The organism is Gemmatimonadaceae bacterium, from assembly GCA_019752115.1.
In the GTDB taxonomy this organism is placed as follows: domain Bacteria; phylum Gemmatimonadota; class Gemmatimonadetes; order Gemmatimonadales; family Gemmatimonadaceae; genus Gemmatimonas.
Genome location: JAIEMN010000004.1, coordinates 39,383 through 60,089 on the forward strand (window position 1 = coordinate 39,383; position 20,707 = coordinate 60,089).

Below are 20,707 nucleotides of genomic sequence, written 5' to 3' on the forward strand. Positions count from 1 at the left end.
GGAGTGTTTCCGTACGGACCATGGCGGTCTTTCTCGATCCGACCGGGCGCCGCTGGCGCCGCGTACAACGGACGGCGTTGGCAGTCGGCATCGTCACGACCGCGCTGGTCGCGTACGTCCTGGTCGGCATTCTGGTCCCGCCGGCCCTCCCAACATGGGCGATGCCACGCGCCCTCGCCAGCGTCGCGCGCGCACGCCGCGCCACCGATACCGTGGCCCGCGATCGCGCGCGTTCGCAGTTGCTCTCGTCGTTGCGGGCCCCCGATCGGACCCCCGTGCCGGTCGTGAAGCACGTGGCCAATCGGACCCCCGGACGGACCGCCGCCTCGCGCAGCGTGGCGGCGCCGATTCACGCCGCGTTCTACGTGAACTGGGACGACGACGCGTGGCAGTCGCTGCAGCAGCACATCGGCCAGCTCGACTGGGTCGTGGCGGAATGGGGGTTTCTGCGCACGCGTGATCTCACGCTCGATGTCAAGGTTGATCCGCGCGTGCTGCAGCTCGTCGCCGCGCAACCGGCGGCGAGTCGTCCGCATGTACTCGCGATGCTCACGAACGTCGACAGCGGCGGTGCCACCTTCTCGGGCAGCCGGATCGCGGCGCTCGCCGGCTCGCCGCGGGCGCGGGACCGACTCGTGCACACGGCCGATTCGCTCGTGGCCACCCTCGGGTTGGGCGGCGTGGTGGTGGACTTCGAGCAAGTACCACCAGCCGCGCGTGCCAACGTCGACGAGCTGCTGCGCGCGCTCGCGACGGCCATGCACGCGCGCCACGCGACGCTCGCCGTGACCGTCGCCGCCGATGAGGACGACGAGGCCATCCGCCAGTGGGGCGAATCGGCCGACATGACGATCGCCATGCTCTACGATGAGCATTCGGCGCAGAACGACGCCGGCCCGGTGGCCAGTCAGCGCTGGTACCGCGCGGCCGCGGAGCGCATGGTGCAGCTCGTCCCGCCGAGTCGCCTGATCTTTGCCTTCGGCACCTTCGGCTACGCGTGGAGCGACGCCGTGCCCGCCGAAAAGGTCGAGGCGATGACCTACACCGAAGCGGTGGCGGAAGCGCGCGACCACGGCGTGCTGCCGCAGTGGAACGCCGATGCGCTCGAACCCACGATCGCGTGGACCGACGCCGACTCCACCGATCACGTCATCTGGTTTCTCGACGCCGCCACGAGCTGGAACGCCATCCACACCGGCACCGCGCTCGGCGTGGCCGGTCAGGCCGTCTGGCGCCTGGGCGCCGAAGATCCGGCGCTCTGGCGCATCTTCGGTCACGGAACGCGCGAAGAAGCCTGGTGGGAGCTGAGCAATCAGCCGCCCGGCTACGGCGTCGCGATGCATGGCGACGGCGAGCTGCTGCGCGTCACGTCGCACCCGACCCCGGGGCTGCGGCAGCTGACCCACGATTCGGTGTCGGACCTCATCACCACCGAAAAGACCGTCGCGCTCCCCACCGCCTGGACGGTGGAGCGCAGTGGCGCCGCGTATCCGCATCGCGTGGCGCTCACCTTCGACGACGGACCCGATGGCACCTGGACGCCGATGATTCTCGATACGCTGCGCGCACGACATGCACCGGCCACGTTCTTCGTGATCGGCGATCGGGTGCAGACGCAGTTGGGGCTCACCCGTCGCATTGCGCGGGAGGGGCATGCGCTGGGCAGCCACACATTCACGCATCCGGATCTCTCCCGGGTGTCGCCGTTCGTCACGCGACTCGAGCTGGATGCCACGGCGCGGCTGCTCGAGGCCGTCGTGGGCGAACGCACGCTGCTCTTCCGCCCGCCCTACTTTGGCGACGCCGAGCCCAGCACGATCGACGAACTCGTGCCGGTGGAAGAGGCGACGTCGCTAGGCTACATCACCGCCGGTGTGCACGTGGACAGTGATGACTGGCAACGGCTGCCGGCCACCGAAATCGTGAAGCGCGTGCTGGAGGATCGGCAGCGCGGACATATCGTGCTGCTTCACGATGGCGGCGGCGACCGCGCGGCAACCGTGGCCGCGATCGGGCCGATCATCGACTCGCTGCGGGCGCGTGGCGATACCATCGTACCGCTGGCCGGTCTCGTGGGGGCGGCGCCGGAGGCGTTCACGCCGCCGTTGTCGGCCGACGGTGCGCGCCGACGCTGGCTGGCCTTCACCGGTTACAGCCTGGTGAGCGGGACCGAGTGGCTGGCGGTTGCCGTGCTGGGCACCGGTGTCACCCTGGGCGTCCTGCGCCTCGTAGTCCTGATGGTACTGGCAATCCGCCAGCGGCTGCGGGCACACCGCGCGACCAGCGCCGCCGAGTTGGCGGCCTTTGCGCCCAGCGTGAGTGTGATCGTGCCGGCGTACAAGGAGCAGGCGGTCATCGTGCAGACGGTGCACAGCCTGTTACAGCAGGTGTATGCGGGTCCACTCGAGGTCATCGTCGTGGACGATGGTTCGCCGGATGACACCTACCAGATCGCACGCAACACCTTCGCTGGCGACCCGCGCGTGCTCGTGGTCACCAAGCCGAATGGCGGCAAGGCGTCGGCGCTCAACGCGGGCATTGCGCTGGCGCATGGCGAAATCCTGGTAGGGCTCGATGCCGACACCGTCTTCGCCCCCGACGCCATTGCGCGGCTGGTGCAGCCGTTGCGCGACGAGCGGGTGGGGGCGGTGGCGGGCAACGCCAAGGTCGGGAATCGGCTCAACCTCGTGACGCGCTGGCAGGCGGTGGAGTACATCACGAGCCAGAACGTCGATCGCCGCGCGTTCGCCGATCTCAACGCCATTACGGTGGTCCCGGGCGCGATCGGCGCGTGGCGGGCCACCGCCGTGCGCGAGGCGGGCGGCTTCAGCGACGATACGCTTGCCGAGGATCAGGACCTGACGATCGCGCTCCGTCGCAACGGCTGGCGCATCGCCTACGCCGACGACGCGGTGGCCTACACGGAAGCCCCCGACACGCTGCGGACGCTCGCCAAGCAGCGCTTCCGCTGGGCGTTCGGTACGCTGCAGTGCGCCTGGAAGCATCGCGATACGCTCTTGCGTCCGCGCTACGGCACGCTCGGACTGATCGCGATGCCGAATACCTGGATCTTCCAGCTGCTCTTCACCGCCCTGTCGCCGCTCGCCGATGTGCTCTTCGTGTGGAGCTCCGTGCACGTACTGCTGGTGGCGCGCACACACGGCGCGACGTACGCGCGCACCGACCTCGAGCAGCTGCTCACCTTCTACGCGGTGTTCGTACTGAGCGAACTGCTCGCCGCGCTGGTGGCGCTGTTCATGGAACCGCACGAAGACCGCCGGCTCGCCTGGCTCGTCGCGCTGCAGCGCTTTGCCTATCGGCAGGTGATGTACTGGGTCGTGCTGCGTTCCATCAAAGCAGCCTTCCGCGGGCGCCTCGTGGGCTGGGGCACGCTCGAGCGGAAAGCCACGGTCGCCACCACGCAGCTGGCCACCGTCTTGCTCGGCGCGGTGCTGCTTGGCGTCGCGGCGCCCCGCCTCTCGGCGCAGCCCGCCCCGGCGGCGTTGCGGGCCTTGCCGGTCACGGAAGTGCCAGCGGCGGCCGGCAAGACGCTGGCGCTCTTCTGGAGCGGCGACGGGAACTGGAAGGAGCTCACCGTGGAGGTCTCGAACGCGCTCGCCGCGCGCGGCGTGGCCGTGGTGGGCGTGGGCTCACGCGCGTGGCTCACCAGCGGCAGCGACAAGTCGGTAGCCGATCTCACGCGCGATAGTGAAGCCCTCCTGCGCTGGTATCTCGCGCACTGGCACAAGGAGCGCATTCTGCTGGTGGGCTTCTCCCGCGGCGCGGGGTTCAGCGCGCTCCTCTACGAGCGGCTCCCCGCCGATCTCCGCGAGCGCGTGGACGGGATCGCGCTGCTGGGTGCCGAGCATACGGCCAGCTTCGAGTTTCACCTGATCGATCTGGTGAAGAACGTCAACCGCCCGTCGGACATTCTGGTCAAGCCGTATCTCGACCGCATCACGACCACCAGGATCCTGTGCGTCTACGGCACCACCGAGAGCGATACGGTGTGCCCGGAGCTCGACCCCAAGCGCGTCCAGCTCGACCGGCGCGAGGGGGATCATCACTTCGACAAGAACTACGACGCGATCGCGGAGCGCATTGCCGGGCTTCGCGCCGAGGCTCGGCCCTGAACTGCCGGTGCTCGCTGCGCTCGCGAGGGCACGATGACCAAGGAGGGCACGAAGAACCACATCGGTGGGTTCTCCGTGCCCTTCGGTGTCTTCGTGCCCTCGCGAGCGCAGCGAGCACGGGCTTTTATTAGGAGCATGTCTCCCTTCCTGCTGCTGCAGCTCGTCGGCACGATTGCCGGCGGCAATCCGGTGACGCTCGAGGCGGCCACCGTGAAAAAGACGCCCGCCGAGATCACCGCGGTGTTGCGCACGACGTTCACCAAGCCGGCCAAGGCTCCCGGCGGGGAGTGGTTCGGGACCCGCACCAAGGTGGCCGTCCGCTGCAAGGACGGCACCGCGGCAGTGCTCGAGAATCGCTACTACAGCGACGCGAAGTTCACGAAGGTCGCGAACGAACGGATCATCAGGCAGCCCGGCTACGCGGCGCCGGTGCCGGGGTCGGCGCAGGCGCTGGCGTACACGCATTTTTGCACCGCGAAGTAGTCCACAACCCGAAGTAACCCACAACCCAATACCTAAAGCCCGAAACCCTGAACTGATCAGTTACTGATCAGTTGAGGGTTTCGGGTTTTTGGTTGTGGGTTATGGGTTTGCTAGCCTTTCCTGCGTCACCAGCATCGCCCCCAGCGCCGTGGCCATGCCGCCGTGCTCGGGGATCTTGATGCTCGCGTGGTAGAACTGTCCCACGGCTGCGAGCGTGCGCCGAATACTCGGCAGGTCGGCGAGATGCCCCACGATCACGGCGTGCTCGAGCTGCTGGGAGCGGGCGGCGTTGATGGCCACCACGCCGATCACCTGCCCCACCATGTTCACGAGCGCGGCCGCGGTATCCTCGCGCGATGCGTGTACCGGATGCCGCGCCACCCGCCCGAAGTTCACGGCGGTCGTTTCCGGGGGCAGCCCCCCAATGGCCTGCCCGAGGATCTCACCGATGGTGAGATTGTGCGCGGTATCGGTGCCCGCGAGCGCGAGCGCATCGATCTCCTGTGGGCTCACGACGTCGATCAGCAGACGGGCGAGCCCGACCAGTGTGCCGCCGCCGACGCCGGTGCCGGTCACGTGCTTCGACCCTTCCGGATGCGCGGCCACCACGGCGGTGCCCGATCCCGCGCTCGTGACCACGGCACGCCCCAGTCCCGACAGGGCGAGCCCACCGCGGCCGATCGCCTGCACTTCATCCACACGATGCAGCGGCGTTCCACCGATCGCGTCCGACAACCCAGAGCGGTTGCCACCGGTCACCGCAATCCAGTCGAGCGCCTCCGGTCGCAAATCACGCACGGCGAGCACCTCGCGCACGCGCGCATCATTGGGCTGCCCTTCGCTGGGTAAACGCCAGTGATGCGAGCCCGCGCCGTCGTGCACCACCACCTTGGTGTTGCTCGCGCCGAAATCGATCGCCGCCACCATCCCCGTGGTGGCCACCTTACTTGCCCGGGTGGTAGGTCCGCGTCGCGTTCTTCTCGACGTCCTCGCGGTAGTAGTTCACGTCCTTGAACTCGCCCTTCGCATACCGCTCGGCCTGATTGAAGAAATACGGGCTCTTCGGATCGCCGTTCACCCCACCGGCCAGCACACTCTTCGCGCGCACCTTGGGCCCGAACTCCACGCCGGCCACGAAGCTGTTGCCGCGGTCGCCGTAGATGCGCTTGGTGGTACGCACGCTGCTCTGGCCGAAGCTGGCCAGCGAACCCCAGTTCGCGCTGGCGAACGGCACCGGTACGCTCGGCTTGCTGTCGTCAAAGCCGGCGTTGATCTCGCCGGAGAGCCGCTGGTAGCGATTGATCTCCCCCCACGGCGTCTTCCAGGTGCCGAAGTCGCGGGCGATGCGATCGACGGCGCGGGCGAAGGCGCCCAGCACCACCGCGCCCGGTGCCCGCGTCGCGACATATGCATTTACCGGCATCCCGGCCTGCCGCGCGCCGGCCATCGCCGCGCGCGTGACCTCTTCGGCGTAGTAGTTGCCGAGCGACATGCCCACACTCTGGAGCGCGAAGCGACGATCCCACGTGCGGATCACCGTCACCGGCTCCGCCAGGCGCACGCGCAGCGTATCGCCGCTCGGCAGAGCATCCCATGCGGCCGCGAGGGGCGGCACGAGCTGCTCGAACGCCGGCAGATAGCTGTCATACGCGCCGGCGATCATGCTTTCGAGCGTGAAGTCCTTCTTCGTGCCGAATACGAGCTCCGCGTGCACGCCGCGCGGCGAGTTGTCGCGCTGCGCGGACATGTACACCGGATAATCGGCTTCCTTGGGGCTCGAGGCACCGGAGGCGCTGAACGGCCAGTTGTTCGAGTTGTAGATCCAGCCGCTCGCCGGGTTCTTGAGATGAATCAGCTCATCGAGCGCGTGCAGCCCCTGCCAATCGGTGGCCGGGTCACTGCCATCGACCGGCTTGGTCCAATCGAACTTCGGATTGCGCTTCGGGACGAAGTTGCCGTGGAAGTACGCAATGTTGCCGTCGGCATCGGCGTACATCGTGTTATTCGACGAATTCGTGCGGAAGTTCATCACCTGCTTGAACTCGTCGAAGCTCTTCGCCTTGGTGCGCCCGTAGCTCTGCTGGATCGCTTCGAGCGGATTGTTCATCATCTGCACGGTCACCCACTTGCCATCCTGCTCGCGGATGACCGGGCCGTGGTGCGTGAAGTACGCCGTCACCGTGCGCGAGGCCACGCCCGTGGCGGTCTTGTACGGCAGCACGATCACCTTGGCCTTCACCGGCTTCTGCACGCCCCCGTGCAGATACGTGAAGCCCTTGCCAGCCGGCGTGATCGTCTCGAGGTATTCGTCGGTGACATCACCACCACCGGACGTGTGCATCCACCCGAGGCGGCTGTTGAACCCCTGGTAGATGAAGAACTGCCCCCACGTCACCGCCCCATACGCATCGAGCCCCTGCTCCGAGGCCATGTGGATCTCGGGGCGGAAGTAGAACGACGTGTGAGGATTGATCATGAGCATCGCATGCTTCGTCGTGGTATTCGACGGTGCGATGGCCATGCCGTTGGACCCACCCGGCTCCGGTCCGAACGGACTTCCCGCGGCGTCCTCCGCATCCTTCGCGCCCTCGGAGGTCGCGCCCCGCGCCTTCCCATAGAACGCCTCAATCCCCCGCAGCGCGACCGACTCGATGTCGCCACCGATGGACCCTTCACTGAAGCTCAGCGCCATCCACGGCTGGAACTTGGTGATGAGCCGCGGCTTCACCGCCGGATGCGTTGCGAGGAAGTAATTCAAACCATCGGCCCACGCCGTCATCAGCGCCTGCATCTCCTTCGGCGTCTTGGCATACAGCGCCTTCAGGTCGAGCGTATCGATGAACAGCTTCATGCGCAGGTCGCGCCAGAGCTCCTTCTCCCCTTCGACCTCGGCGAGGCGCCCCATCGCGTTGATGTAGTTCGTCTCCACGCGATTGAAGTCATCCTCCGCCTGCGCGTAGATCATCCCGAACACGGCGTCGGCGTCGGTCTTGCCGTAGACGTGGGCGATGCCGTACTGGTCGCGGATGATGGTGACGTTCTGGGCCTGCTGCGCCCACTTGGCGGGCTGGGCAGGCAGCAGGGGAGCGGCGAGCAGGAGGCTCGCGACGAGGGCGCGACGAACGAGTCGCATGAGGCAGGTCAGGTAGGAGTGAAACGCCATCCCGGGGGACGACGCAAAATAGCGCTCAGCCCGGAGGCGCGGGTGGAACCGGCGCCCGATAAATCGAGACGCGCGACTCCCCCACGATCATGCTGTACGACGCGGCCGGCAGCGACGTGTGCGTGAGCGCATGCTCGGCGACCAGCACTCGCGACCAGGGGGCGCGCACCCAGCGCTCGACCAGGCGATCGAGCATGCGCGATTCATAGGGCGGATCGGCGAACGCCAGATCGTAGCGCGCTTCGGGGAGCGCATCGGCAAACGGCAGCGCGTCCTTCTTGTACACGCGCGTCTTCTCACGCACGCGCAGCGCCGCGATGTTCGCCTTGAGCGCGAACAGGCTCCCCGGACGGAACTCCACAAAGTCCGCGTACTTCGCGCCGCGCGACAGCGCTTCAAGCCCCAGCGCGCCGGTACCGGCGAACAGGTCGAGCACTTTCGCGCCGTCGATGTCGGCCGCGATGGCTTTCATGATCGCCACGCGGACCGGCTCCGCGGTCGGGCGCACCCGTTCTTCCGGGCTGGTGAGGGATCGCCCCGCAAACTTCCCGCCTACAATGCGCATCGGTTATTCCGGTTGATTGCGCATGTGATCGGCCAGGGCGTGCAGCTTCTCGCGCAGAAAGGTCTTGAGTTCGGCGGGCGCTTCGTGTTCGTCGAGCGCCGTATCCATGCACCAGAGCCACTCGTCGCGCTCACGCGCGCCGATCGCGAACGGGAAGTGCCGCATGCGGAGCCGCGGATGCCCGTACTGCTGCTCGTAGAGCGGCGGTCCGCCGGTCCAGCCGGTGAGATACTTGAAGAGCTTCTCGCGCGACGCCTTGAGGCTGGTGGCGTGCAGCGCGCGGACGTTCACCGCTTCGGGGGCGGTGTCCATGAGATCATAGAAGCGATCGACGAGCTGGCGAATGCCGGCCTCGCCGCCGAGTGATTCGAAGTGACTGGTCACCCGCGAAAGATAAGGGCGCGACCTCCGAGTCCGGAGATCGCGCCCTCACGTCCGACGAGCGGTGGTACTCAGTAGCGCGGGAAGGTACCGCGCCCGATGACGCCGCCGATCACGCCACCGATGATGCCGCCACCGCCCATGCCACCCATGCCGCCCATCCCACCGGGCATGCGGCCCCGGCGGCCGATACCGCCGCGCGGTTCGCAGTGATCTTCACCCGCGCTACCGCCGCGGATGATCACCCCGCCGATCCCACCCATGCCGCCATCGCGTCCGCGCCCCGTCCCCATCGAGCCGGTGCCGGTGTTGTCGCTCGGTCCGCGTCCGGTGTTCTGGCCTTCATCGTAGATCACGCCCCAGGTCGGCCGCGGAGCGGGGGCATCGGTGGCCGGCGTCGGCACTGGAGCCGGGGCCGGCGTGGCGTTGGCCACTTCCACCACCGGCGCGGGGGCCTCCGCGACCTGCTCGGTCACCGGCGCCTCCAACGTGGTGGACGCCTTGGGATTCACGCGCGGCGCCCGCTGCGGGCGGACGATGTTGTCGCGCCGCCCCCGCTGCTCACCGCTGGGCGCATGCTGTGGCCCGCCTTCCAGCGCCGAGACGACCTGGTTGGCCGGCCGCGCCGCACTGGACGCCAACGCAAGGTCGCGCTCGAGATCGGCCGTCATGACGCCCTGCGTACGGTCACTCCCGCACCCCAGCGCGATCAGCGCGAGCGTGCCGGCCGTGGTGAGGCGGAGCGTGGTTGAAACAGCGGGGCGACGCAGGGGCACCGGAACCTCCCGGCCAGAAGGCCGACGGGGTGCGAGCAGGGTGAGCGGCGAGGGGTCGGCACACAGGCCGTACGATATGGCAAGGCAATTGCCTTGCCATCACTGTAACGTGCAGTCTCCAAGGGGAAATACGCAAACCGCGTGTTTGAACGTCCCCTCGGGAGGACACGTCACTGTCCCCGGAGTGAGAATGACACAGGGCCGCCGCCCTCCCGGTCGCCGTCGGATTTTCCCGTTTCTGCATCTCGCGGTCCCGCTGGCGCTGGTGGCCGGAACCGCCGCCTGCGCGGACCCGCTCCGGGTCTCGCCGGCTGACCGGAACGCCATTCGGGATTCGCTGAGCACACTCGTCGCGCAGGCGTACGACTTTTCGCACCCCGAGTCCCCCGACCGGCTCCTCTCGCTGTACCCCGACAGCGGCCGCGTGATCTCCGCGGCCGGCGGGCGCGTCATGACCAACCGCGACACGCTCGCCGGCGCCATTCGCGGGTTCTGGCAGCGCGTCGGCCAGAACATGCGGCAGCCGCAGTTCGTGCTCGGCTCCACGTACGTGGATGTCCTCACGCGCGACGCGGCCGTCATGACGATCACCTACAGCATTCCCCATCTCACCCCGCAGGGGGCCCGCCACATCGTGAGCGGCGCCTGGACGATGCTCTGGCGCCGTCAGAGCGGGCGCTGGATGATCGTGCAGGAGCATCTGAGCGACACCCCAGAGAGCACGGCCGCCGGCCCCACCGTACTCGCGCCATCCGACAGTGCAGCGCTCGACTCCACCATGCACGCGCACGGCATGACGATGCCGATGCCTACCTCCGCGCCACCCCCCGCGCGCCGCTAGTCAGCGGCGGCGCTTCCCCTTCGGCGGCCGCTCGCTCGGTTGCGGGCGCGGGTCCTGCCCGTCATCCACCCGCGCCACGTAGATCGTGTGCCATGGCCCACTCGTCGCGTGCGCGCGCGCGGTGTGCGTCTTCACGCGCAGCCCGCAGTTCTCGAGGGCCGACACGAAATCGTCGTCGGCGGCCACGCTCCAGTAGGCGATCACCCCACCGGGCACGAGCGCACCGATCGTGCTCACGATGCCGCGTCCCGTGTAGAGCCGCGCATTCTCCTTGAGGATCATGCCATCGGGCCCGTTGTCGGTATCGAGCATGATCGCGTGGAACGCCCTCGGATTGGCGCGCAGCACATTGGTCACGTCGTCGTGCACGATCTTGACCCGCGGGTCCGCCATGGCCTCGTGCGACAGCGCATACTCGGGATTCGCATTCCATGCGATCACCTCGGCCATCAGCTCGGCGACCCACACCTCGGCATCGGGGCCCACGTGCCGCAGCGCCTCCCGCAGCGTGAAGCCGAGCCCCAACCCGCCAATGAGGACGCGCGCGCCACGGGTGGCGGCGAGCGGTGCGCACGCCAACTCGGCGAGCTTGTCTTCGGAGTGATGGCGCCGCGTGGACATCAGCTCGACACCGTCGGCGCGAATGAGATACGCGCCGTCGTGGCGATAGAGCTGCAGGAGCGAGCCGTTGGGCGTACGGGCGTCGCCGAGCTTTTCGAGGGGCTTCATCCCCTCAACTTAGCGTTGCGTCAGTCCACCTTCACGGTGTAGGTCAGCGGAATCGCCGACGCCGACTGCGAGAGCACGGTGAGGGTGGCCATCTGCGTGAGGCCCTGCGTGGTGGTGGACAGCGTGCCCGTAAAGCTCCCGGGGCCAAAGTCCTGTAGCGTGGTGCCGACGAGATTGACCGTGCCGCGCCGGTCGACCGTGGTGGTGACGCTGAAGGTGGCGGGCGTACCGGATACGACGGCGAACGACTGATACTTGCGACCGTCGGGCACGAAACAGCTCGTGACGTTGAGCGCCCCGGTGTACGTGGCGCCCTTGGTCAGCGCGATGCCGCTGTTGCACGCCGTAACGACGAGCGCCGGCGCCGACAGCGTGTAGGGACCGTCGGCACCGGTCATGGAATCGATGCGCAGCAGGTAGGTCCCCGGCCCCAACACGATGGGAATGGTCAGCGATGGATCCTTGTCGTTCCGAATCGCCAGGTATTTCCCGTCGCTCGTATAGAGGCCAATGAACCCCGGGAACGCGTTGCCGCTCATCGTCAGCGTGACCGCCGACGATTGCGTCACCACCAATTCGTAGATGTTGCCGACGTCGCTGCCGAGTCGACAGCGATTCGCGCCGGTATTGCCGGTGACTGAACCGCCAATGGTCAGCGTGCCCTTGTTGCACGCGGTGCTGCCGGCGTCGGGGCCGGTCGTGGATGAGCCAACCCCACCGCACCCCATCAGCAGCGCAGCGCCGAGCAGACGCGACGTGGCGGCTCGGCGGCGGGCGCAAATCGCTGAGTCACGCGCGATCAGCATGGGTTGGCCGTAAACGTTCCGAGGTAGTTGTCGGTATCGGTGTAGGTGCCGCTGAACGTGGTGCCACTGAGCGTGCCGGCGACGTACGCGTACCCGCCCGGAATCATGCCGAAAATCCACGAGCCACCGGCCGTGGCGGTGAGCAGGCGAGAGGCGGCGGCCTGGCCGAGCACCATCTTCGCCGCGGCGCCGCGCGTTACGAAGGCGATCGCGCCGGTCTTGTTTTGTCCAAACGGGTTTCTGCCCGCATAGGTACCGCAGTACCGCGTCACCGGATTGCTGCTCGTGGCACCGAGCCCGGTGATACCGAAGACCACACCGTCCGACGCGCGCACCATCTGTCCGACCACACCGGAATCCGAGGCCGTGGCGGAGAGCGTGTAGCCCGGCGACGTCATCTGAAAGCTGCCGTTCCCCGTCCCGGTACCGGCGGTGAACGTTCCGGTGAATCGAACGATCGGCACCGACCCGCCGAAGTCGAACGCGCCGGTGGCCGGTGGACCCGGAATGAGATCGTTCTTGAAGATGTTGCCGTTCCAGTATGCCACGCTGATGTAACTGGTATACGCCGCCGGCGCCGTCGCATCGATGCACCCCGCGGTCGTCAGGACCACGTTCGTGCGCTCCGCGGGATACTGCGTGGAGGTGCCGACGCCCGTCGCCGTCGTGCCGTCGAAGGTGAAGGTGGCGGTCAGCGTGTTGGTCTTCTGCGGATTCGAGATGCTTACCGTGGCGGAGTTCGCCGTGGCCGTGCCGGTCATGGTGCCCTGCCCGCCCATGATCACCAGATTCGCCGCCGCCGTCGTGCCGTTGATGATCAGATCGATCATGGCCGCATCGGAGCCGGTCCCAACGCCGCAGTAGCGCGTGGTCGTCGGCGGTGTTCCGGTCGTCGTTGCCGCGGTCACCGCCGTCAAGGTCGCGTTGAGCGCTAGCGCGCCGCCCGACACACTCCCTGTCAGGATCGTCGGTGCCGCCGTCGTCGCAAACACCGGGCCGGTGGGACTCGGCGCGAGGCCATCCGGCGCGGCGTCGGCCGCGGTGGTGCTCACCGGCTGCGCCGTCACGGTATACCCGCCGCCGGTCATGTTGAACGTACTCGACGCCGCCGTGAAGGTGCCGGTGAGTGCGACATCACCGGCGATGCCATTCACATGCAGCGTCCCGGTGGGCGACGCCCCGCTCGTGAGCGAAATCGTCCCACGCTGGCCGCCCGTGCCGAAGGTGCCGGTGTACGTGCGCGGTGTGCTGCTCGTGGTCGTGGTACTCCCGGTGTCGGTCGTGCCACCACAGGCCGCGAGGGCCACGGCCGCACACACGCTCGCCAGTCGCACAGAAAGCGCGCGGGTCATCGTTACTCCGCCTTGATGGTGTAGGAAATGGGCAACGTCGAGAATGCGGCCACGTGCGTCACGTACGCCGTCGCCATGTGGTACGACAGCAGCGCCTGGGTCGGCATGCTCCCGGTCACATTCCCCGGGCCGCCCGAGGTGATGATGTTCGGCGCGCCGCCGTTGAAGAGCACCGCGGCCTTCTTGTCGAGGGTCACGGTGAACGCGAGCGTCTTCGCCGTGCGCGTGCCCCAGGTGACGGCCTGCGTGCGATTCCCGCCCTCGTCGACACAGCCGTTGGCGGTGACCGTCCCGGTGACGATTGCCCCCTCAGTGGCCATGAGGTTGGCAACGCAGGCATTCAGCGTGAGCGGCGATGCGACGATCGAGTAGGGCCCGTCGGCGCCGGTCATACTGCCGCCGATCACCGTGTAGGTGCCGGGACCGAGCACCACCGCGATCGACAGCGGCGGAACATTCGGGTTGCGCTGGGCGATGACCTGCCCGCCGTCGTAGAACAACCCGAGGTAGCCGGGGAACGCGTTGCCGCTCATCGCGATCGTGACCGGCGTCGTCTGCGTCACCGTCAGCGTGAAGAAATTGCCACTGTTCCCGTTGCCATCCCGGCAGATGGTGGTGGCGGTATTCGCCGTCACCGAGACGCCAACCGTGAGCGGCGTCTTCGTGCAGGCCAGGTCAGTCGACACCGGGCCGGTACTGTCTGCGCCGCCGCCACAGCTGGCGAGGAGCATGGCGGCCAACGTCAGGCGGCCGAGCGGGTGGAGGGGGTGTTTCATGCGCGCTCATATAAGCGCGCGGCGTTAGGCGGGCGTTGGCGGGGGTGGGGGGCGTTGGGTAAGGTGTTTGGGGGGAAGGACTTGGGTTGGGTTACCTTGGAGAGGCGAGAGGCGAGTGGGAGTTGGGGACATGAGCCGGAGTGACGGGCTCACCACACCGGCTCACGTCCCCAACTCCCACTCGCCTCTCGCTTCTCCAGGGCAACCCCTACCCCCTTCCTTGCCCCCGCTGCCGAACCACCTCGTACACCCCAAGCGCCACCGACGTCGACAAATTCAGCGACCGGACCACCTCGCCCCGCATCGGAATCCGCACCGCGTGGGCGCCCAGCGTGTCGGTCACCGCGGCCGGGAAGCCGCCGTTCTCGCGGCCAAAGATGAGTACAACATCATCCGACGCACCGAGTGGCGCCTCCCAATAGAGACGGTCGGCATGTTCGTCGAAGAGCCACGGCGTGCCCAGCGTCGGCAGGACCTCGGCGAACGCCGCCCACGAGGGCCAGACGTGCAGGTCGACGTGCTCCCAGTAATCGAGCCCCGCCCGCTTCACCTGTTTCTCGTCGAGCGAGAAGCCGAGCGGTTCGATGAGGTGCAGCGTGGCGCCCGCCGCGAGACAGGTGCGGCCGGCGTTGCCGGTGTTCCAGTGGATTTCGGGGTGCACGAGCACGACGTGGAGCGCCATACCGAATGCTACGGCACGAGCTCCCGGTCGCCATGGCTTGGCGGCGCCGACACAACGAGAAACGTCACGTCGGCACCACTGCGATTGAACGCCTGATGCGGCGTCCCCGGGGGAACCTCGAGCCCCTCGCCGGCGCGCAGCAGCTGCGTCTCGCCATCGACCTCGAGCGTCAGGGCGCCGTCGAGCACCCGAAAGAACTGCAGCGCTCGCACATGGCGGTGTCGGACCTCGTGCGTGCCCGGCGGCATACGCTCCTCGATCACACTCAGGGAGTCGGTTCGCACCAGATGCCAGCCGTCACAGCCGTCGCCCCAGGCATAGTGCTCGGCATTCTCGCGACGGCGGGTCATCAGCAACTCCTCAGGATGGCATGAACCAGTGCACGAAGCCGCACTGCGTGCAGATATAGCAGTCGGCCGACGGCGCCGTCCACTCCACGTTGAAGAATGACGCGAGCGCCGTCTGCAACTGCGCCTTGCGATGCCGGAAGCGTGTGTGCTTGCAGACCGCGCACGCCAACCGCACCGATCCGATGTACACGTCGGCCGCGGGCGACTGCTCGTCGAGTTGATCGAGCGATGGGCTCGCGTCATCCACCGTCGTCGTGCCATACGGCAGCGAGTTGCGCTGATCGAGCAACACCTCGACCTCGGCTCCTTCCTGCCCCTCCAACGAGGCCGCGAGGTTCTCGAGCAGTTCGGCGGATGCCCCGCGCTCCAGCAGCATGTCGAGCGTGGGACGGTCCAGCCACACGACAGTCGCCGGACCGCCGCCGTGCTCGAGGTGCTCAAGCAACCACTGCGCATCCGCCGGATGAATTGGGCCAATCAATTGTTGAGACAACGCCGGTCGCAGGTACGCCATTCGCCATCCATGCATGTGAAGGGATCTTTAACGTAGCATCCCAACGCGGCCACGCTCAGACCGTCTCGAGCAAGCGCCGCAGGTTGCGAGCGGCGTCGGTGGTCTGCTTGCGCAGCCCCAGTCGAATGAGCGGCGACATGAGCCGCCCCATGAGCGTTTTTGGCGTAATGGCAATCCGATGGGTGGTGCGGGTGCCGTTGGCCGCGGGCTCCACACGCAAATCGACAGACACGGTGAAGGCCGAGTCGTCGTAGAGGCAGTGCAATCGCGCCCCCGCCTCCCGTGCCACAATACGCCCGCTCATCTCCTGTTGACGGCCGCCCTGCTGAAAGACATACCGCAGCGTATCGCCCACGGCGTTCGGGCCGGAACCGACCTTCGACAGGCTGACGCACGGCGGCAGCCACTCCGCGAAGCGCGGCAGATCATCGATCAATTGCCAGGCACGCTCGGGAGTGGTCCGGATCTCTTCGATGTGTTCGACGGCGATGGGCATCGGCGCAAGGCGAGGGAACGTCGAATGTGCAGCCCATCCCGGACCTCCGTAAGCGGACGACATGGCGCCGCCGCCTCAGGGATCTCCCGCTGTCCGGCGGCGGGTTCGGCCCCTATGCTGCGGTATGCGCCCGTCCCGTCTCGTCTTCGGTCTCGCGGCGGCGTTTGCCGCCGCGCAGCTCGTCCCCATCGCGCGTGAGAATCCCCCGGTACAGGATGAGATGCCGGCGCCGCCGGCAGTTCGGGAGATTCTGCGACGCGCGTGCTACGACTGCCACTCGAATGAAACCAGCTGGCCCTGGTACAGCCGCGTGGCGCCGGTGAGTTGGTGGGTCCTCGACCACGTGAAGGAAGGGCGCGGTGAGTTCAACGCCTCCGAGTGGAATCGCATGAGCGACGCCCGCAAACTGCGGCTCCCCCGTCGGCTCTGGCGCGAGGTGAGCGGCGGCGAGATGCCGCCGTGGTACTACACGCCCATGCACCCGGCGGCGAAGCTCACGGCCGGTGACACGGCGGTCCTGCACGCGTGGTATCAGGCGCAGCCGCCGGCCCCCGAGCCGACCCCCCCTGGCCGCTGAGACGGGGCCGGTCGTAAGCATGTAAGTGCTTGCGAGCAAAGGTCTTGCACAAAGACTGGGACGAAACACCAGAAATCGTTTTCACCTGCCGATACTTGCAGGGGTGCGACGATGCACAGCTGATGCCCCCTGCCACGGGGCATGTCCCGGATGCGGTACCCAACCAAATGATTGGCAATGATGGCCGTCCCGTGATGGGTACGGCCGGGGCTTCGCTGCGCGAGGCCTATGATCAGCAGGCGGCCATGCTGCGCCGCTTCCTGCTCACCCTCGACTCGTCGCCCGACCTCGTGCTCATGTGGTCGTTGGCGGGTGACATCGTGTACGCCAATCCGGCGGCCATTCACACCCTGCGCGGGATCACGCGCCGTCCGGGGATGCACCTGCTGCGCTTCGTGGAGCGCGAAGACATGCACCGCCTGCGCTACGAAGTCCTGCCGCACGTCATCGAGCATGGCATGTGGCAAGGCGAAACCGTGCTGCGCGCCGCGGGGCGCGAGAACTGGCCGGTCAAGCTCACGATCACGGTGCAGCGCGATCAGTTCGAATACCCGGAAGTCTTTGTCGCCACCGCGCAGGATCTCTCCGCCGAACATGCGATGCACACGGCGATGGCCGAGCGCGAAGCGCTGCATCGGGCCGTGATCGATTCACTCGCCGAAGGTGTGCTGGTACAGGATCGCAACGGCGACGTCGTGGCCTGGAACGATTCGGCGTTGCGCATTCTCGGCGTGGCCGGGGAACAGCTCGCCGACAGCAACTTCCTTGGCGAACTCGACGCGACGCACCGCGATGGCCGCGCGATGCTGCCGGAGGAGTTCCCCATCGTGCGCGCCCGCACGGAAGGCGAGCGCATCGACAGCTTCCCCATGAAGATCATGGCGGGCGACGGGACGGTGCGCAGCCTGTCGGTGAACGCGCGACCAATGTTCACGGGTGACCTCGATGACCGGCCGGGCGGCGTGGCCACCTTCCGCGACGTGTCGCAGCAGGAAGCGTTGGCCGAAGAGATGGAGCGGCTGTCGGTGATCGTGCGCCAGAGTGACCACGCCGTGATCGTGACCACGCCGAGCGCCCGGATCCTGTGGGTGAACGATGCCTTCACGACACTGACGGGCTATTCCTGGGCCGATGCACTGGGCGCATCGCCCGGCAAGATGCTCCAGGGCGTACACACATCGCGCGAGACGGTGGCCCGCATTCGCGAGGCGGTGCAGCAGGGCGCCAGCTTCACCGGCGAGATCCTCAACTACAAGAAGTCGGGCGATCCGTACTGGGTCGAGCTGTCGATCACGCCACTGCGCGATACGCACGGCACACTCACCGGCTTTGTCGGCCTCTCCCGTGACGTCACGGCCCGCCGTGTGGCGGAACGCGAACGCCAGACGCTTGCCGCGGCGCTCGCGGTCACGGCCGACGGCATCGCGATTGTGGATGCCGTGGGCGCACTCGAGTTCGTCAACGACGCCTTCGCCCGCATGCTGGGTGACCGACCGCTCGCGTTCCACGGACGCCCCTGGCTCACGCTCTACGACGCCACAACCGCCGCGACGCTCACGCAGCAGGTGCGCGCCGCCGTGACCCCGCTGGGCTTCTGGAACGGCGAAGTCGATGCCCAGCGCCTCGACGGCAGCACCTTCCCGCAGGAGCTCTCCATCACCGCGCTGCCGCAGGGCGGGATGGTCGTGGTGGTGCGCGATATCTCCGACCGCAAGGCGCACGAACAGAAGCTCCGCGATCTGTCCATCCGCGACGAGCTGACCGGGCTCCTCAATCGCCGGGGCTTCATGGAGACCGCGCGGCCGCTCATCGCCGGCGCCCTGCGCGCCGGTGAGCCGTGTGCGATGCTCTACGGCGATCTCGATCGCTTCAAGCAGATCAATGACGTGCACGGTCATGCCTGCGGTGACACCGCGCTGCAAGAGATCGCGAAGCTGCTGCAACGCACCTTCCGCGATGCCGACGTCGTGGCGCGTCTGGGCGGTGACGAGTTCACGGTACTGGCCCCCGGCCTGGGCGCCGAAGACATCCCGCGCCTGATGGAGCGTCTCGAGCAGGCGATGGCCACGCACAACGCCGCGCGCGCCGACGACCCGTCGCAGAACTGGGTGCTCGGCATGAGCCTGGGCGTCGCGTGGGCGGAGCCGGGCGACAGCCATGATGTGGAGGCGCTGCTCAAGCGGGCGGATGCGGCGCAGTACGCGGTGAAGAAGACGCGGCGAGCGGGAGCGGTGGCGCGCTGAGGTGAGTAGTGAGGAACCCCTCAGGCATCAGGGTGGAGGGATACAGGGAGTGGGCGTCAGGACAGCACCAACCGCGGTCCTGACGCCCACTCCCTTTCGTCCTCCCACCTGACGCCTGAGGGGTTCACTCACCACCCCAAACCCAATACTTGCCAAAAGCAACTATTGCCCCCACTCTCCCCCCATGCCCGTCTCCCCCGCCGCCGTCTCAGCCATCCGCGAGCTCAACCGCACCGTCACCCAGCGGTTCGGGCTGCTCGCCGACCTCCCCTACGGTCGCGGGCTCTCGCTGCCGCAGGCGCGCATCATCTTCGAGTTGGCGCAGGGGGAACAGCCGCAGTCTGCCCTCGCGGACTCGCTCGGGCTCAATCAGGGCTACATCAGCCGTCTCGTCGCGCGCCTCGTGGCGCGCAAGCTGGTGCGGCGGCGGGTACTCCCGAGTGATCGACGCACGCGGCTCCTCTCGCTCACCGCCGTGGGGCGCAAGGCGTTCACCGCCGTGGATGAGGCCTCCCAGGCGCAGGTGCGGGACGTGCTCGCTACCGTACCCGCCACACAACGTGCGGCCCTGGTGAGTGCGAGTCGCTCGGTGACCACCCTGTTGGGTGGTCGCTACGAGCCGGAGGCGCCGTACGCGCTACGCGAGGCGCGCCCCGGCGACTACGGCTGGATCGTGAGCGTGCACGGCGAGCAGTATGCCGCCGAGTACGGATGGGATGGCACCTTTGAAGGCCTGGTCGCCGAGATCGCGGGGGCGTTTGCGCGGCAGCATGACCCGGCGCGTGAGCGGTGCTGGATCGCCGAGCGCCACGGGGACCGTGTGGGCTCCGTGATGCTGGTGCAGCACCCCGACCGCCCCGGTGTCTGCAAGCTGCGCCTGCTCATCGTCCTCCCCGAAGCCCGCGGCCTCGGCATCGGCAAACGTCTCGTGCAGGAGTGCGCCGCGTTCGCGAAGGCGGCCGGCTATCACACGGTCACACTGTGGACGAACAGCGTGTTGCATGCGGCGCGCGCGCTGTACGTGGCCGATGGCTACCGGCTGGTGGACTCGGCGCCGCATCAGAGCTTTGGCGTGGGATTGGTGGGGGAGACGTGGGAGCGGGCCCTTTAGGGTTTGGGGTTTTGGGCAACCCCTCAGGCGTCAGGGGGGGAGGGATAAAGGGAGTGGGCATCAGGACAGCACAAACCGCCGTCCTGATGCCCACTCCCTTTCGTCCTCCCCCCTGACGCCTGAGGGGTTACTCACCACGCATCTCCGACCTCTCACCTCAGGAGAGCCGCTCCCGTATCCCCTCCCAATTCTCCTTCCGCATCTCAAACACCACCCGATCTCCGCGCACTGCGTCCACCACCTGCCCCACGCGGGTGCCGCCGATGCGCTCCATCGCGGTCTGCGAGCGAATGTTGTTGGGTCCCACGTTGAACAGCACGCGGTCGACATACTGAAACGCGTGTTCGAGCATGAGCCGCTTCATCTCGCGGTTCCACGCGCCGCCCCAGTACGCACGCCCGAGAAAGGTCCAGCCGATCTCCACTTCGCGCGCCTCGGCGTTGTAGCCGTGATAGCGCGACGAGCCAATGATCGCGCCGGTGGCGTTGTTGATGGCCACGAACGCGCTGCCACCGGCGAGCGCCTCGTCCACAAAGGTGCGAAAGACCGCGAGCTCGTAGCGATTCCACGCCGGGTGCTGCGCCCAGATCAGCGGATCACTGGCGACGGCATACAGATCGTCAAAGTCGGCCTCGCGCAGCGGGCGGAGCGTGAGGTGCAAGCCGGTGAGTGTGGGCTGCGGGTTCCAGGACATGTGCGGGCGTGTGAGGTGGCGAACGCGAGAACGGT

20 protein-coding genes are annotated in these 20,707 nt (G+C 67.6%); 6 read left to right on the top strand and 14 right to left on the bottom strand.

Annotated features, from left to right (window positions below):
- Positions 1-20: 20 nt before the first annotated feature.
- Positions 21-4,133 (top strand): glycosyltransferase, encoded by a 4,113-nt coding sequence (locus K2R93_01920; GenBank protein ID MBY0488574.1) that lies wholly within the window; start codon positions 21-23, stop codon positions 4,131-4,133.
- 135 nt (positions 4,134-4,268) lie between these two features.
- Positions 4,269-4,616 (top strand): hypothetical protein, encoded by a 348-nt coding sequence (locus K2R93_01925; protein ID MBY0488575.1) that lies wholly within the window; start codon positions 4,269-4,271, stop codon positions 4,614-4,616.
- A gap of 99 nt (positions 4,617-4,715) precedes the next feature.
- Here K2R93_01925 and K2R93_01930 read toward each other — a convergent pair whose 3' ends face one another.
- The 5 genes from K2R93_01930 to K2R93_01950 form a co-directional block, all read right to left on the bottom strand.
- Positions 4,716-5,558: a hypothetical protein gene (locus tag K2R93_01930; GenBank protein MBY0488576.1), complete on the bottom strand. Its 843-nt coding sequence runs from the start codon at positions 5,556-5,558 to the stop codon at positions 4,716-4,718.
- Between the two features lies 1 nt (position 5,559).
- Entirely contained in the window at positions 5,560-7,749 is a 2,190-nt protein-coding gene (locus tag K2R93_01935; protein MBY0488577.1) for a penicillin acylase family protein, read from the bottom strand.
- 55 nt (positions 7,750-7,804) lie between these two features.
- The gene (locus tag K2R93_01940; GenBank protein ID MBY0488578.1) at positions 7,805-8,344 is read right to left on the bottom strand and encodes an RsmD family RNA methyltransferase; all 540 of its coding nucleotides are present in this window, start codon (positions 8,342-8,344) and stop codon (positions 7,805-7,807) included.
- 3 nt (positions 8,345-8,347) lie between these two features.
- A complete protein-coding gene (locus K2R93_01945; protein MBY0488579.1) occupies positions 8,348-8,728 on the bottom strand; it encodes a group II truncated hemoglobin in 381 nt (126 codons plus the stop codon).
- A gap of 68 nt (positions 8,729-8,796) precedes the next feature.
- Complete coding sequence (locus K2R93_01950) at positions 8,797-9,501, bottom strand: hypothetical protein (protein MBY0488580.1); 705 nt, start codon at positions 9,499-9,501, stop codon at positions 8,797-8,799.
- Between the two features lie 190 nt (positions 9,502-9,691).
- Here K2R93_01950 and K2R93_01955 point away from each other — a divergent pair, with 190 nt between their 5' ends.
- Positions 9,692-10,342, top strand: a complete 651-nt coding sequence (locus tag K2R93_01955; GenBank protein MBY0488581.1) for a nuclear transport factor 2 family protein — start codon at positions 9,692-9,694, stop codon at positions 10,340-10,342.
- Here the strand turns inward: K2R93_01955 and K2R93_01960 are convergent, their stop codons facing one another.
- The 8 genes from K2R93_01960 to K2R93_01995 form a co-directional block, all read right to left on the bottom strand.
- Complete coding sequence (locus tag K2R93_01960) at positions 10,343-11,071, bottom strand: hypothetical protein (GenBank protein ID MBY0488582.1); 729 nt, start codon at positions 11,069-11,071, stop codon at positions 10,343-10,345.
- Between the two features lie 20 nt (positions 11,072-11,091).
- A complete protein-coding gene (locus K2R93_01965; protein MBY0488583.1) occupies positions 11,092-11,877 on the bottom strand; it encodes a hypothetical protein in 786 nt (261 codons plus the stop codon).
- A complete protein-coding gene (locus K2R93_01970) occupies positions 11,871-13,229 on the bottom strand; it encodes a hypothetical protein (GenBank protein ID MBY0488584.1) in 1,359 nt (452 codons plus the stop codon). Before K2R93_01970 ends, K2R93_01965 begins: the two co-directional genes overlap by 7 nt.
- Positions 13,230-13,231: 2 nt before the next feature.
- Positions 13,232-14,005, bottom strand: coding sequence for a hypothetical protein (locus tag K2R93_01975; protein ID MBY0488585.1), 774 nt, complete (start codon positions 14,003-14,005; stop codon positions 13,232-13,234).
- A 208-nt stretch (positions 14,006-14,213) separates the two neighbouring features.
- Positions 14,214-14,687 (bottom strand): tRNA (cytidine(34)-2'-O)-methyltransferase, encoded by a 474-nt coding sequence (locus K2R93_01980; GenBank protein MBY0488586.1) that lies wholly within the window; start codon positions 14,685-14,687, stop codon positions 14,214-14,216.
- Between the two features lie 8 nt (positions 14,688-14,695).
- Positions 14,696-15,037 carry a cupin domain-containing protein gene (locus K2R93_01985; GenBank protein MBY0488587.1) on the bottom strand — a complete coding sequence of 114 codons (342 nt, stop codon included), beginning with the start codon at positions 15,035-15,037 and terminating at the stop codon, positions 14,696-14,698.
- A 10-nt stretch (positions 15,038-15,047) separates the two neighbouring features.
- On the bottom strand, positions 15,048-15,518 hold the full coding sequence (locus tag K2R93_01990; protein ID MBY0488588.1) for a hypothetical protein: 471 nt from the start codon (positions 15,516-15,518) through the stop codon (positions 15,048-15,050).
- Between the two features lie 88 nt (positions 15,519-15,606).
- Positions 15,607-16,047, bottom strand: a complete 441-nt coding sequence (locus tag K2R93_01995) for an SRPBCC family protein (protein ID MBY0488589.1) — start codon at positions 16,045-16,047, stop codon at positions 15,607-15,609.
- A 124-nt stretch (positions 16,048-16,171) separates the two neighbouring features.
- Here K2R93_01995 and K2R93_02000 point away from each other — a divergent pair, with 124 nt between their 5' ends.
- The 3 genes from K2R93_02000 (at position 16,172) to K2R93_02010 (ending at position 19,978) form a co-directional block, all read left to right on the top strand.
- A complete protein-coding gene (locus K2R93_02000) occupies positions 16,172-16,624 on the top strand; it encodes a heme-binding domain-containing protein (GenBank protein MBY0488590.1) in 453 nt (150 codons plus the stop codon).
- A gap of 122 nt (positions 16,625-16,746) precedes the next feature.
- Positions 16,747-18,867, top strand: coding sequence for a PAS domain S-box protein (locus tag K2R93_02005; GenBank protein MBY0488591.1), 2,121 nt, complete (start codon positions 16,747-16,749; stop codon positions 18,865-18,867).
- A 184-nt stretch (positions 18,868-19,051) separates the two neighbouring features.
- The gene (locus tag K2R93_02010; GenBank protein ID MBY0488592.1) at positions 19,052-19,978 is read left to right on the top strand and encodes a helix-turn-helix domain-containing GNAT family N-acetyltransferase; all 927 of its coding nucleotides are present in this window, start codon (positions 19,052-19,054) and stop codon (positions 19,976-19,978) included.
- A gap of 157 nt (positions 19,979-20,135) precedes the next feature.
- On the opposite strand, the gene K2R93_02015 is transcribed toward K2R93_02010, so the two are convergent.
- The gene (locus tag K2R93_02015) at positions 20,136-20,672 is read right to left on the bottom strand and encodes a GNAT family N-acetyltransferase (protein MBY0488593.1); all 537 of its coding nucleotides are present in this window, start codon (positions 20,670-20,672) and stop codon (positions 20,136-20,138) included.
- Positions 20,673-20,707 lie beyond the last annotated feature (35 nt).

Coding starts and splice junctions, on each gene's coding strand:
- K2R93_01920 (MBY0488574.1), top strand. CDS start 21: ATGGCGGTCTTTCTCGATCCGACCGGGCGCCGCTGGCGCCGCGTACAA.
- K2R93_01925 (MBY0488575.1), top strand. CDS start 4,269: ATGTCTCCCTTCCTGCTGCTGCAGCTCGTCGGCACGATTGCCGGCGGC.
- K2R93_01935 (MBY0488577.1), bottom strand. CDS start 7,749: ATGCGACTCGTTCGTCGCGCCCTCGTCGCGAGCCTCCTGCTCGCCGCT.
- K2R93_01940 (MBY0488578.1), bottom strand. CDS start 8,344: ATGCGCATTGTAGGCGGGAAGTTTGCGGGGCGATCCCTCACCAGCCCG.
- K2R93_01955 (MBY0488581.1), top strand. CDS start 9,692: ATGACACAGGGCCGCCGCCCTCCCGGTCGCCGTCGGATTTTCCCGTTT.
- K2R93_01960 (MBY0488582.1), bottom strand. CDS start 11,071: ATGAAGCCCCTCGAAAAGCTCGGCGACGCCCGTACGCCCAACGGCTCG.
- K2R93_01965 (MBY0488583.1), bottom strand. CDS start 11,877: ATGCTGATCGCGCGTGACTCAGCGATTTGCGCCCGCCGCCGAGCCGCC.
- K2R93_01970 (MBY0488584.1), bottom strand. CDS start 13,229: ATGACCCGCGCGCTTTCTGTGCGACTGGCGAGCGTGTGTGCGGCCGTG.
- K2R93_01975 (MBY0488585.1), bottom strand. CDS start 14,005: ATGAAACACCCCCTCCACCCGCTCGGCCGCCTGACGTTGGCCGCCATG.
- K2R93_01980 (MBY0488586.1), bottom strand. CDS start 14,687: ATGGCGCTCCACGTCGTGCTCGTGCACCCCGAAATCCACTGGAACACC.
- K2R93_01985 (MBY0488587.1), bottom strand. CDS start 15,037: ATGACCCGCCGTCGCGAGAATGCCGAGCACTATGCCTGGGGCGACGGC.
- K2R93_01995 (MBY0488589.1), bottom strand. CDS start 16,047: ATGCCCATCGCCGTCGAACACATCGAAGAGATCCGGACCACTCCCGAG.
- K2R93_02000 (MBY0488590.1), top strand. CDS start 16,172: ATGCGCCCGTCCCGTCTCGTCTTCGGTCTCGCGGCGGCGTTTGCCGCC.
- K2R93_02005 (MBY0488591.1), top strand. CDS start 16,747: ATGCCCCCTGCCACGGGGCATGTCCCGGATGCGGTACCCAACCAAATG.
- K2R93_02010 (MBY0488592.1), top strand. CDS start 19,052: ATGCCCGTCTCCCCCGCCGCCGTCTCAGCCATCCGCGAGCTCAACCGC.
- K2R93_02015 (MBY0488593.1), bottom strand. CDS start 20,672: ATGTCCTGGAACCCGCAGCCCACACTCACCGGCTTGCACCTCACGCTC.